General features: G+C 44.6%; 11 protein-coding genes and 1 other annotated feature. Of the genes, 1 reads left to right on the top strand and 10 read right to left on the bottom strand.

Annotated features, from left to right (window positions below; translation table 11 throughout):
- Positions 1-149 precede the first annotated feature (149 nt).
- The 4 genes from BC8716_RS13650 to BC8716_RS13635 form a co-directional block, all read right to left on the bottom strand.
- Positions 150-1,751 (bottom strand): putative polysaccharide biosynthesis protein, encoded by a 1,602-nt coding sequence (locus BC8716_RS13650; protein ID WP_094426498.1) that lies wholly within the window; start codon positions 1,749-1,751, stop codon positions 150-152.
- A 195-nt stretch (positions 1,752-1,946) separates the two neighbouring features.
- Positions 1,947-2,804 carry an SMP-30/gluconolactonase/LRE family protein gene (locus BC8716_RS13645; RefSeq protein WP_094426496.1) on the bottom strand — a complete coding sequence of 286 codons (858 nt, stop codon included), beginning with the start codon at positions 2,802-2,804 and terminating at the stop codon, positions 1,947-1,949.
- The gene (locus BC8716_RS13640) at positions 2,801-3,208 is read right to left on the bottom strand and encodes a secondary thiamine-phosphate synthase enzyme YjbQ (protein ID WP_094426494.1); all 408 of its coding nucleotides are present in this window, start codon (positions 3,206-3,208) and stop codon (positions 2,801-2,803) included. The genes BC8716_RS13645 and BC8716_RS13640 overlap by 4 nt, the downstream gene beginning before the upstream one ends.
- 253 nt (positions 3,209-3,461) lie before the next feature.
- Positions 3,462-4,643 carry a M20 metallopeptidase family protein gene (locus BC8716_RS13635; RefSeq protein ID WP_094426492.1) on the bottom strand — a complete coding sequence of 394 codons (1,182 nt, stop codon included), beginning with the start codon at positions 4,641-4,643 and terminating at the stop codon, positions 3,462-3,464.
- 135 nt (positions 4,644-4,778) lie between these two features.
- On the opposite strand from BC8716_RS13635, the gene BC8716_RS13630 reads away from it, so the two are divergent.
- Positions 4,779-6,047 (top strand): BaiN/RdsA family NAD(P)/FAD-dependent oxidoreductase, encoded by a 1,269-nt coding sequence (locus BC8716_RS13630; RefSeq protein ID WP_094426490.1) that lies wholly within the window; start codon positions 4,779-4,781, stop codon positions 6,045-6,047.
- Positions 6,048-6,207: 160 nt separating this feature from the next.
- Here the strand turns inward: BC8716_RS13630 and BC8716_RS13625 are convergent, their stop codons facing one another.
- From BC8716_RS13625 to leuS, 6 genes are all read right to left on the bottom strand, one after another.
- A complete protein-coding gene (locus tag BC8716_RS13625; protein WP_094426488.1) occupies positions 6,208-6,558 on the bottom strand; it encodes a hypothetical protein in 351 nt (116 codons plus the stop codon).
- A 322-nt stretch (positions 6,559-6,880) separates the two neighbouring features.
- Positions 6,881-7,369: a hypothetical protein gene (locus BC8716_RS13620; protein WP_011247710.1), complete on the bottom strand. Its 489-nt coding sequence runs from the start codon at positions 7,367-7,369 to the stop codon at positions 6,881-6,883.
- Entirely contained in the window at positions 7,369-8,160 is a 792-nt protein-coding gene (locus tag BC8716_RS13615) for a DUF3100 domain-containing protein (protein ID WP_094426486.1), read from the bottom strand. The genes BC8716_RS13620 and BC8716_RS13615 overlap by 1 nt, the downstream gene beginning before the upstream one ends.
- A gap of 17 nt (positions 8,161-8,177) precedes the next feature.
- On the bottom strand, positions 8,178-9,446 hold the full coding sequence (locus tag BC8716_RS13610) for a M20/M25/M40 family metallo-hydrolase (protein ID WP_094426484.1): 1,269 nt from the start codon (positions 9,444-9,446) through the stop codon (positions 8,178-8,180).
- 254 nt (positions 9,447-9,700) lie between these two features.
- Positions 9,701-10,189 (bottom strand): IS200/IS605 family transposase, encoded by a 489-nt coding sequence (tnpA, locus tag BC8716_RS13605; RefSeq protein ID WP_094423643.1) that lies wholly within the window; start codon positions 10,187-10,189, stop codon positions 9,701-9,703.
- A gap of 197 nt (positions 10,190-10,386) precedes the next feature.
- The gene (gene leuS / locus BC8716_RS13600; RefSeq protein ID WP_094429260.1) at positions 10,387-12,801 is read right to left on the bottom strand and encodes a leucine--tRNA ligase; all 2,415 of its coding nucleotides are present in this window, start codon (positions 12,799-12,801) and stop codon (positions 10,387-10,389) included.
- A gap of 44 nt (positions 12,802-12,845) precedes the next feature.
- Positions 12,846-13,069: a binding site (T-box leader), on the bottom strand.
- Positions 13,070-13,119: the final 50 nt, after the last annotated feature.

Genomic DNA, 13,119 nt, shown 5'->3' with positions numbered 1-13,119 from the left:
AAATGTCGAAAATCATCTAGTTTATGGGAAAGTTGCGGAACAAGTCATGCTCCTTGCCGATAAACAAGCTTTGCCGCCGCTTTGGTCTGCCAAGACTAAATTGAAACAAGTCCATTCAATCTGTTTTATGTGTGCACAAATGAGCTACGTTACAATTTAAACCGCTCTCCAAGCACTTTTCCAGCCAAATGGGAACGGATGGCCAAATAGAAGTAAACAATTAAACCAACGCCGATGCTAACAAGTAAGACGATAAACGTTGTCACACGGGACAACTCTGGAAATAAAGCTGCAAGCCCATTGTCAAATACCCATACCGCAGCTCCCATAATAGCGGCAAATATAAAGATCAGCACCGTTCTTCGATAAATAAACGTATAGTCAAATTTAGCAAATCGGCCGATGAAATAAACATTTAAGGCAATGCCTACCCCGAAACCAATATAAGTTGTCCAAATCGCGCCATATGGCCCGAACCATTTTAAAAATACATAAGTAAGCCCTAGCTTTAAAACGAGCCCGACGACAAGGGACAAAACAGCGTTCCTTTGCCGATCCATTCCTTGCAAAATCGAACCAGTTACGGCATATATAGAAAAAAACAATGTTGCCGGCGCGTAAAAACCTAGCGTTTTCGCTCCTAGCTCCAAGTTCGCACTGCCGAATAGCGCAAAATAAATTGGCTCTGCTAGAACAGACATACCAATCGCCGCTGGGATGCCAATAAATAAAATCACTTGGTACGTTTGCGTAATATAGCTTTGTAAAAGCTTATTGTCTTGATTAACGTATGCTTTTGTAATCGTCGGCACTAACGTAATTGATAATGCCGTTGCTAGCGCCATTGGGATAAGGACAATTTTATGGGCCACTCCTGTTAAAGCGCCGACAAACGCTTTCGCTTCGCTGGCATACTCTGTCCCAGAAAGCGCCCCCTCAATCGAATACAAGTCGACAGCCTGGAAAAAAGGAATCGCCAAGCCGACAAAAGAAAGAGGCAATGCATAAGAAATCAGTTCCTTATACATGCTCGGAAGCGTTTGTCTTTCTTTGGCAGGGTGGCTTTGTACACGTGCCAAAATCGTAGGACGCTGTTTGAAATAAAAATAAAGCAACGTAGCCATTCCGCCAATTCCGCCGACAAAAGCGCCAAACGTCGCAAAACCGACGGCACGTGGCAAATCGCCGCTGCCGATAGACATGACAGCAAACGAAGCCGCTAAAATAAAGACAACCCGGACAAGCTGCTCAACGACTTGCGAAACGGATGTCGGCACCATTTGTTGAAACCCTTGCAAATAGCCGCGGACAATCGCCATTATTGGAATAATAAGCAGCGCAAAACTAACCATGCGGATCACATAGACAACGTTGTCAAACGTATACTGATCTGTTTCACTAGGTTGATAACTAAGCGACGCAAGGGCAGGAGCGCCTAAAAACATGACTAAAAATGCAAGAAGGCCTGTAACGGCCATAAACCAAATCCCCGACTTGAACAAGCGGTGCGCTGTTTCATAATCGCCTAGAGCGTGGTATTTTGAAACATACTTAGACATGGCAACAGGCACGCCAAGCGTCGATAATGTAAGTAAAATCGAATACGGTGTATAGCCATTTTGATAGAGGGCATTCCCTTGTAAACCAACAAGTGCCGTAAAAGGAATGACATAAACAAAACCAATCAATTTTGACGTTAGCGTCGCCACGGTCAATACTTTCGTTCCTTGCATGAGCTTTGAAGCAGCCATGACTTCCCCCGTTTCTACATCGTTCACATTTCATTCATTCGTACGTTATTTCGACACGCCTCAAGACGAGGCGACCTCTTTCGCATTTTAGCATAGATTAACAAGAATTGCTTCTCTTTATAAAAACGATCGAAAAAGTTCATACCATGTGCACACGAAAACCAGCCACCCCAAGGGCAGCTGGTTTCTATTACGCTATTTCCGTGAGAGGTAGGCGTGTGCCGGCAAGCCTGCGCTTTCTACTCTGGCGGCAAATAGGCTGCCTCCTTCAGGCTCTCCGTGCTTGTCGGCTGTCGTCACATACAACGTCCTGTAGTCTTCCCCGCCAAATGCACAAGAAGTTACATTCGTTGCTGGCACAACGACTTCCTCAAGTACATTCCCGTTATCGGGGTCTACGCAAATCACTTTACCAGCTCCATACAAAGCAATCCACAAATGGCCGTTTTCATCAATTGCCATGCCGTCTGGACTGCCGTTATAAGATTGATAAGGAATGTCAATTATACGTGGTTCCGACATTTCCCCTGTCTGTTCATCGAAACGGTAAGCTGTCGTGGACGCACTCGCAGTTTCATTATGGTAGAGCAGCCCTTTCTCTTCGTCCCACGCAAGCCCGTTTGAAATGGCAAGTCCGGAAAGCGCTTTGCTTATCTGGCCGTTATGGTCAAGGCAATAAAGAGCGCCAATCGGCGAATGACAGTCAAACGCCATCGTTCCTGCCCATAACCTTCCAGCAGGATCGCATTTTGCATCATTAAAACGGAGCTGCTTTCCCCCTTGCGGCAAGAGGAAATAAGGCGTCAGCCGTTCTTCCTCATATAAGTATAGGCCATCCCCCATCGCAAGGACAAAACCGCCACCAGCCTTTTTGACAATTGCTGACACATGTTGGGCAAACGAAAGCTGTTGATCGTCATTTGTTTTAGGGTGAAAGCGATGGAGCTTATAACCATCAATATCTACCCAGTAGAGAACTTGCTCTCCTTCATCCCATAAAGGGCCTTCTCCAAGAGCCGCCTTGCCGTTCCATACGGCTTCTGCCTGAATCATAATCTGCCCTCTATGACTTGGACAACAAACGACCGGTTTGCACGGGGGCCATCAAATTCACAAAAATAAATGCCTTGCCATGTGCCAAGCACAAGCCGGCCACCGTCAATTAAAACCGTTTGTGACGACCCTACAGTCGATGTTTTCAAATGAGCCGCCGTATTTCCTTCCATGTGGCGGTCCTGTGGGTGTTCCCATGGGAAAACTTCATCAAGGCGGCGCAAAAAATCAATGACAACATCTGGATCAGCATTTTCATTGACGGTAATGCCAGCCGTTGTATGCAACGACTGGACAATGGCTATACCTGAATGGACACCACTTGCTTTGACAGCCGCTTCAACTTGGGCGGTAATGTCAATCATGTCACTATGTTTGCTTGTATCAATTGTATAACGCTTCATTTTACCCACCTCTCCTTTTCTCAGCTCATTCCCTTCTAGTTTGCTACTTAATCAGGAGAACTTCGATTGAAACAGAATCTTATACGACTGCTTACACTTTAGCGAGCAGCCACTCAGCGGTTTGCAAACCATTTCCCAAAGGAGCACTAAAGCAAGCGAACCATAACGGTTACGTTTGCTTAGACTGTAGCCAACAGGCTCATTCCCCTTCTTTCCTAAGCTGACAATTGTTTTCTAGTCTGAGTGATCTGCTTTAGTGGCTACGCAAATACTGATTCGCAATGGCCAAAAACATTTCGCCAATATGGAAAAGTGCCCGTTCATCAAAATCAAAACGAGGGTGGTGATGAGGAAATTGCGTCCGTTCTTCTTCCGTCCGGCCGCCAACGTGGAAAAAGCACCCAGGCTTTTCTTCTAAGTAATAGGCAAAATCCTCGCCCCCAAGTGCAGCTGGCAACATTAATACATTACCTTCCCCAAAAACCCCTTTTGCCAAGTCGCGAATGAATTCTGTTTCTTTTTCGGCATTTACAAGCGGCGGATAGCCATTTAAATAATCAATCGTGCAAGTGACATGGCCGCCATGCTCCTTCCCAGAAACAATCGCCCGAATTTCTTCTTCTATGAAAGCGCGCGTTTCTTCTTGAAAGGTGCGCACTGTTCCTTCAATTCGCGCCGTATCTGCAATTACGTTGAACGCTGTGCCTGCTTGGAAGACGCCAACTGTGACAACGGCCGTATCCATAGGATTGATGCGGCGGCTAACAATGGTTTGCAAATCATTGACAAGCTGGCTGCCAATCACAATCGAATCAATCGTCGAATGAGGATGGGCGCCGTGCCCGCCTTTTCCTTGTATATTCACAGTAAACGCATCAACTGCTGCCATAACTGCTCCAGGGCTTGCATTTATTTGCCCAAGTGGAATTTGCGAGGATACGTGGGCGCCAAATACGGCATCAACCCCTTCTAAACATCCGTCAGCAATCATTTCACGGGCGCCGCCAGGAGGTTTTTCCTCAGCGTGCTGGAACAAAAACACGATTGTCCCACGAAGCTCATCTACTTGGTCAAACAACGTTGCCGCAACACCTAACAAAGCAGCTGTGTGGCCATCATGCCCACAAGCGTGCATAACGCCTGGCTTCGTCGATGCATAAGAAACATCATTTTCTTCATGAATCGGCAATGCGTCAAAATCAGCACGAAAAGCGATTGTCGGTCCTGGCTTTTTGCCGTGGAGCTTTGCTACCACACCGCGACCGCCTACATGTTCGCGTATATCTGTAAATCCAATTTCCTTTAATTTCTGTACGATAAAAGCAGGCGTTTCTACTTCCTCAAACGACAACTCTGGGTTTGCATGAAGATACCTGCGCCATTCGATGACTTGTGTTTGTAACGTTTCTAATTTCTTCGTTGCGATTCCTTCCATTGCTTCCACTCCAATCTCCAAATCGGTCCATCTTTTATTTCGCTTTAAAAACCGTTACCTCCTGCTTGTTTTGCCCTTTTGTTTTCTATTTTTTTGTGTACAATGGTAAGAGTGAAAAAAGTGAGGATGAAATGAATGGACAACTACGATGTAATTATAGTCGGCGGCGGACCCTCTGGCCTGATGGCTTCTGTCGCCGCTGCGCAACAAGGGGCACACGTCCTCTTGCTCGATAAAGGCAACAAACTCGGTCGCAAACTTGCGATTTCAGGCGGGGGACGCTGCAATGTCACCAACAGGATGGAAAGGAAACAGTTGATTGAAAACATTCCAGGGAATGGCCGCTTTATGCATAGCCCATTCGCTGTATTTGACAATGAATCGATTATTGCTTTTTTTGAAGGCTTAGGAATTCGCTTAAAAGAAGAAGACAGAGGACGGATGTTTCCTGTTAACGATAAAGCACAAACTGTGGTCGACACACTGCTTGCACAAATCCGTAAACTTGATGTCACCATCCGTACGAATGCCCGAGTCGCCGACATTATCGTAGAAGACGGCCAGGCAGTTGGAGTGGCACTCGAAGACGGGCAACACATTGGCACAAAAGCGCTGATTATCGCTACTGGCGGCAAATCAGTGCCCCACACAGGATCTACTGGCGACGGATACCCGTGGGCCAAAAAAGCAGGCCACACAATTACTGAGCTTTATCCGACGGAAGTGCCCATTACACTCGCCGATTCCTTTATCAGCGATCAGTCTCTTCAAGGCCTGTCTTTACGCGGAATTGAACTAGCGGTACTGAGGCCAAACGGCAAAAAAATCATTTCCCATGAAGGCGACATGATTTTTACCCATTTCGGCATATCCGGTCCCGCGGCATTACGCTGTAGCCAGTTTGTTGTCAAGGCGCTGAAAAAGTTCAAAACGCCTACGATCCCAATGACGATTAAGTTGTTCCCCGAACAATCGGCAGAGAGCCTTTTCCAAGCGCTCGTCAAACGGGCAAAGGCAGAGCCTAAAAAAACGTTAAAAACAGCATTAAAAGGGGTGGCCCCTGAGCGATTGCTTTTGTACTTATATGGGTCATTAGAGATCGATTCCAGTGAAATGTGCGCCAATACCCCACACGATGCCTTTCGAAAATTAGCATCAGCATTAGACGCGTTTCCATTACATGCCGATGGGACATTGTCGATTGAAAAAGCATTTGTCACAGGTGGCGGCGTATCAATTAAAGAAATTGAGCCAAAAACGATGCACTCCAAAAAAACAACAGGCTTGTATTTTTGTGGGGAAGTGCTCGACATCCATGGCTATACAGGCGGTTTTAACATTACATGCGCTTTCTCGACTGGCTATACAGCCGGGCAGTCAGCAGCCCTTTTTGCAAACAAATAACTCAGCTGTAAGCCGTAGCTAACTAATAGTCAAACCACTTATTTATCGTAAAAATAGAATTAGGAAATCTATTGTTTAACAATCGGACGAATGAACCACCCCTACTCTTTAAAGCTTCAAAACATAACTACACTATACTAAAAAAGAAAAGGTGAGAGCTTTATTCCTCTCCTTTTTCCTCTTCTTTGAACAAAGTTGCCGGTGAGTACGGGGCATTCGGATCATTTTGTGTATTTATAAAATGGAAATGTTGATTATCATCGCCGAATTGCTCTGTATACGGCATTTCAAGAGACAAAAAGCTGTCCTCATTATCCACTAACGAAACATATAATGGATACCCCTCCTCATCTGATGGGAAAAAAACGCCTTTGGCTTCCCCTTCTTTAAGGGCTTGATCGATTAAATTCCTTAATTCTAGTAGCGCTTCTTTATTGCCTACAATGAATGACTCTTGATGATGGGTATGCTGAGCATATATATGCAGGTATTTGTGATAATCCCAAGACATTAAAAAATTTCCCCTTTCGTATGAAACTTGTTTTACTAAAGGTTACTATTTGCTCTCCTTTCTTACCTTATATCATTGTTAAACGAACGTGACAAGAAACCTTTCCACTTCATTCTAGCTTTTCCATTCCGTTCTACCTAGATATTGTTACAACAACGAGTACTTCTATCGACAACAATGTTATAAGCTTCTTGGGAACAATGATGACTTTTTAAGCTGCGTGTAAAATAGAGCCCATTATTCAATATGACTAGAAAAGAAAACATCCATAAGGAATGTCTATTGCTTCCCTATGGATGTTTTTTATTGAGATTGTTTTCATTTATGATGCGATACGCAAACCGACCTCGGCTAGCACGGCACTTGCCAAATATGTGCCTGTAAAGACAAAAATCGCCACAATCGCAATTTTCCAAGACAGCTTCCGCAACTCGACTAAGCGGTCAGCAACAGAAATGCCCGCATATGTTAAAATCGGCGTCGTTATTGACAAAAAATCAACCGCTTGGATCGCTTGGACAAATCCATCAAACAACAAACATAGGGTCAGGGACGTGATGCTAACCCAGCCAAGAACAGGAAAATTTGCAACAAAGCCGATCGGAAGTTTTTTGGCTAAATCGCCAATAAACAAACCAATCAATGAAAACAGCCACAGCGAGCCAAGGCCTGCTACCGTCATCAGCGAAATGCTCCCTACCGAGCCAGGATGAAACAGAAGCTTCATGCTATGGGTAAAAAGAATCAACATGATGCTGAGCAAAAGAATGAGGCTCATCTTCATATATTTATTTTTTATAATTAATTCCATCATTTAGCCTCCTTCCGTGTCAGCGTGCGATACATGAACCGTTGCAAAGGAGCCGCCAAAAACACCATCGTAAACGTGCCAATAAAGCTTGTGAGTAGTTGGCTTGCCGAAGCATAAGCAAGAATGATGCTCTCTTTGTCTGGATGGCTTGCTACGAGTGATGAAGAGGCGGCTGTCATCATACTGCCTGAACCAACGCCCGCAGAAATGGCCAGCGACTCAACGCTAAATCCGAAATGCAACAAAACTGGCGGCAAAATGCTGAAAAAGATCGCACCAAATAGCGTACCGATAATGTACAGCGACAAGACCCCTCTCCCTTCATCAGAGTTTAACGTATATTTTTCAGAAATATAGGCGAGCTCGCCTTCGCGACCAATTCCAAGCGTGGCGCCAATCGCCTCACGCCGCAAACCTAGCAATAGTGCAGCAGGCAAGCCTAATAAAACTGTGCCTAAATTGCCAAATTCTTGAACAATGAAAATCCATCCAATACTGAGAATTTCCCGGATTTGCGGGGCTACATCTGCCCCGTAGCGGGCCATAAGTGGCAGCATAATGATAATTAAATACGTGCCTGAAAAGGAAACATTGCTTTTACTGTAGACTTTTTTAAGAATTCCTTTACGAAAAATCGAAAACGCAAACACCATTGTAATTAAAATCGCAAATAATAGCGGTAACAGATTGATCGATAGGGGACCAATCGCGATGCTTTGAAAGCCAATCATTTCAGAGACGGCGATCACAATTAGAGAAAACAAAAGCAAGTAAATAAATGTGCCTTTCATAGTGCACCCCTGTTCGTTTATAAATTGGTGTTGCTCGTCATCACTGTTTCAATTACAGCTAAATAGTCGTCATAACTCCGTTTATACAGACGGCTCCAGTCTACTCCATTTAACTCAGCAAATACTTGAGTGAGAAACCGCGGGAACACTGCAAACAGAAAATGTGGATCAACATCGATAAAATCGTCGCCGTGGATGGTGCCTGCAAAACCGCTGTGGCCAATTTGAATACATGGCATCATGTACGACAAATCGCCAATATCACCTGCTGCGCTAATCGCGTTGTTTTCGAGCAACTCTTCTACTTCCTCCGTTTTTGCAAACGCCTGTTTTACAAAGGTGGACAAGTAACGGTCTTGTACAAAGGGGAGGTAACCCATTTGCGTATGAATGGCGACTTCGCCTTGAAGAGCGTGGGCGCTTCCACGTGCAGCAGCGTCCATTTTTTTAGCGACTTCTCCCATATAGGCTAACGTCTTTGTGCGCAAATCGGAGCCGATACGAATCGCGTTGGGAATCACATTTGTGGACATATCGCTAGCTGAGACAATCGGGTTCATCCGTACATTTTCACTGTCTTTTAGCTGCTGGCGTACAAGTCCTAAAGCAACATTAAACAACGTTGACATGCTGTAAGCATTTTTGGCAGCAAACGGATCGAAGCCTGCATGTGCTGCTTCGCCAATAAAGTCATAATATTTATACAAAAAACCTGCTAAATCACAATTGATTTCAACAGTCCGTTTTTCAAATGCTCCACCGATGGCATGAATGCAAATACTCGCATCGATGTTGTCAAACATTCCGAGTCTCATCGCTTCTGGTTTGCCGCCATAGTGGCCAATCGTGCCATTATTAAGCAACTCTTCACGGTAAGCAAGATCAAGATATTCCTCTGCCGGAACAAATATAAAAGCTACATTAAAATCAAACTGAATGTGGTCGCCAGTTTGTACGAAATAATTGTACAACGCAAGGGCAATGGCTACTTGTGTATAATGGCCACAGTTATGGGCTGCGCCAGTCTTTTTGTCAGCCATATGGTGGCTAGGCGCATAAACCGCATCCAATTCGGCAATGAACGCGATTGTCTTATGCTTGTCCGTCGTTAATTCCGTTTTTAGCCCTGTTGTGCTAAAAGGTTCAATGATAGCTGCGGGGTTTTTCTGTTCAATAAATGTACGGACTAATTCACTAGTGCGCGTTTCTTTATAGCCAAGTTCAGGATGGGCAAAAATGTCACGAGCGATGGCAAGAATTTCTTTGTATTGCTGTTCAAAGATCACAGATTGTCATCCTCCCTTGTTTTACACTCGTCATCTTACACCTTTCGACAATATTCGTCAACACGAATTCTTTACATTTATCTATTCATACGCTCTAACGTTCGGATTTCGCCTATTTTCCCGCAATCAAAACCACCCGTGACAACGGGTGGTTTGTTCTACGGCTGAAAGCCTTTGTTACTGACCAAACCCTAAAGGGCTACTGAACGGTTCGCCAATTGTACTACTTTCACTGGCCAGACCTTAAAGGCCTCCTAGCGCATTCTTTTCTTTTTACGCTTTACCTCTTCACCTGTAAATGGATCTACATACTCCAACAAACTTAATTGTTCTGCGACTATATCATCTTGTATTTGGTTTTTTATATATTCTTCAATTACTTTCTTATTTCTTCCCACTGTATCTACATAAAAACCTGTGCACCAAAATTTTCGATTTCCGTATCGATATTTTAAATTTGCATGCCGATCGAATATCATCAAGCTACTTTTCCCTTTCAAATATCCCACAAATGAAGACACACTGATTTTCGGCGGAATACTCACCAGCATATGTATGTGATCTTTACAAGCAGTTGCTTCAATAATTTCGACACCTTTTCTTTCACTCAACGTTCTTAATATTTCTCCAATGTCTTTTTTAAGTTTCCCATAGATTACCTGCCTTCTGTACTTTGGGGCAAATACTATATGATACTTACAATTCCACTTTGTATGTGCTAAACTGTTAGTGTCTTTAGACATTTAAAACTCCTCCGTTTGCTTCATATATTGGTTGGCGAACCAAATATATTTTAGCACCGCGGTGGAGTTTTTTTAATACCTCGCTGGAAGCTTTTTGGAACCCCGGGCCGAGCCCGGGGTTTTCTTTTCACAAAAAAACCTATCCTCTTCTCGCCAAAGAGGATAGGGGACGAATTACATTAATCTGGGTTTAATGGTTAACCGACAACAATGTTGACAAGCTTTCCAGGAACAGCGATGACTTTGCGAATCGTTTTCTCGCCGATAGCTGCTTGCACTTTTTCATCAGCGAGTGCTGCTGCTTCCATTTCTTCTTTTGAGGCTCCTTTGTTAACAACGAGCTTCGTTTTAACTTTGCCATTCATTTGCACGACGACCTCAACTTCGTTTTCAACGAGCAACGACTCATCATATGTCGGCCACGCTTCATACGTAATCGTATCTGTATGACCAAGCTTCTCCCAAAGCTCTTCGGCAATATGAGGAGCAACTGGCGACAAAAGCTTGACAAAGCCCTCTATTAGCGCTTTTGGCAATACCTCTTGCTTATTTCCCTCGTTTACAAACACCATTAATTGGGAAATCCCTGTATTAAAACGCAGCTCGGCAAAGTCTTCGGTTACTTTTTTCACCGTTTGGTGGTAAGTGCGCACAAACACTTCATTGCCTTCTACATCTTTGACATTGCTGTTCAGCTTGCCTGTTTCTTCGTTAACAATCAGGCGCCAAACCCGTTCAAGAAAACGGCGTGATCCATCAAGGCCGTTTGTTGACCAAGCTACAGATGCATCTAGAGGGCCCATAAACATTTCATACAGGCGGAGCGTGTCAGCCCCATGGCTGGCAATAATCTCGTCAGGGTTCACAACATTGCCTTTTGACTTGCTCATCTTTTCGTTATTTTCGCCAAGGATCATGCCTTGGTTAAACACTTTTTGGAATGGTTCTTTTGTTGGCACAACGCCAATATCATACAAAAACTTATGCCAAAAACGAGCATATAGCAAATGCAAGACTGCATGCTCCGCACCGCCAATATACGTATCGACAGGCAGCCAATTTTTTAGTTTTTCAGGATCGGCCAACGCTTCGTCGTTCGTCGGATCAATATAGCGCAAATAATACCAGCAGCTACCTGCCCATTGGGGCATCGTGTTCGTTTCACGGCGACCACGCATGCCTGTTTTAGGATCAACCACTTCCAGCCAATCTTTCGCATTGGCAAGCGGCGATTCGCCTGTACCTGAAGGTTTGATTTCATCTAAATCAGGCAACATCAGCGGCAATTCGCTCTCATCCAAAGCTGTCATAGAGCCATCTTCCCAGTGGATGATTGGAATCGGTTCGCCCCAATAACGCTGGCGGCTAAAGAGCCAATCACGCAAACGGTATGTGACCTTTCTTTGCCCAGCGCCATTTTCCTCTAGCCATACAATCATTTTCTCAACCGCTTCTTGCTTGTTCAACCCATTGAGAAAATCAGAATTGACATGTTCTCCGTCGCCTGTGTAAGCAGCTTTTGAGACGTCTCCTCCTGCGACTACTTCTTTTATTGGCAAGCCAAATGCATGAGCAAATTCGAAATCACGCTCATCATGGGCAGGAACAGCCATGACAGCTCCAGTACCATAACTGATTAGTACATAATCAGCTATCCAAACTGGAATCTTTTCGCCATTTACAGGATTGATGGCATAAGCGCCAGTAAACGCGCCTGTTTTTTCTTTTGCCAAATCTGTCCGTTCAATGTCACTTTTGAGCGAAACTTGCTTTTGGTAAGCTTCTACCGCTTCCCGCTGATCATCGGTAGTGATCTCGGACACGAGCTTATGCTCAGGGGCAAGAACCATATAAGTAGCGCCAAACAATGTGTCTGGCCGCGTCGTAAACACGTTAACGGAGTGTTCATTGATCTTAAATGTCACTTCAGCGCCTTCCGATTTGCCGATCCAGTTGCGCTGCATATCTTTTAGGCTTTCCGGCCATTCAAGCTCTTCAAGGTCTTCGAGCAAGCGCTCAGCATATGCCGTAATGCGCAACACCCATTGTTTCATTGGGCGCCTTTCAACTGGATGGCCTCCTCGTTCGCTGACACCGTCGACAATTTCCTCATTGGCTAGCACAGTCCCAAGTGCAGGGCACCAGTTCACGGCTACTTCGTCAATATAAGCAAGCCCTTTTTCATATAATTTCAGAAAAATCCATTGTGTCCATTTGTAATATTGAGGGTCAGTCGTGCTAATTTCACGGTCCCAATCGTAAGAAAAACCAAGTTCTTTAATTTGCCGTTTAAAGGTGTCAATGTTTTGTTTAGTAAACGTAGCCGGATGTTTGCCTGTATCTATAGCGTACTGCTCAGCTGGCAAGCCAAAAGCATCCCAACCCATAGGATGAAGAACGTTATAGCCTTGCATCCGCTTCATCCGCGCTAAAATATCAGTTGCCGTGTATCCCTCTGGATGGCCGACATGAAGACCAGCCCCCGATGGGTAAGGGAACATATCTAATGCATAAAAATGCGGCCCATCTGCTTGTTCGTCTGTTTTAAACGTTTTGTTTTCTTCCCAAAATGCTTGCCATTTTTTTTCAATCTCCTGATGTGAAAACGACATTCCTTTTCCTCCTTCTGCTGCTTCCAACAAAAAAACTCTCTCCCAAAAGGGACGAGAGTTTGCATACATTCCCGCGGTGCCACCCACATTAACAGGCATCGCCTGTTCACTTACACATAACGGTGTGTCCCGTTAAGAGCTACTGGCAATGCGGTTCGCTCTTACAACTAAAAGGCGAGTTCACATCTCTTCTCAGGCTGGCTTGCACCGTCCGCCAGCTCTCTTGCTTTCCGAAGTGACGCTACTACTCCTTTATCCTTGTATTTCCCTAGTTTACGATATGCTCATTGTATGAAAAGTCTTTTCCAAAGTCAAGCA

The organism is Shouchella clausii (genome assembly GCF_002250115.1).
Lineage (GTDB): Bacteria > Bacillota > Bacilli > Bacillales > Bacillaceae_D > Shouchella > Shouchella clausii.
The sequence above is the reverse complement of the archived record's forward strand: the minus strand, read 5'-3'. Positions and strand labels throughout refer to the sequence as shown.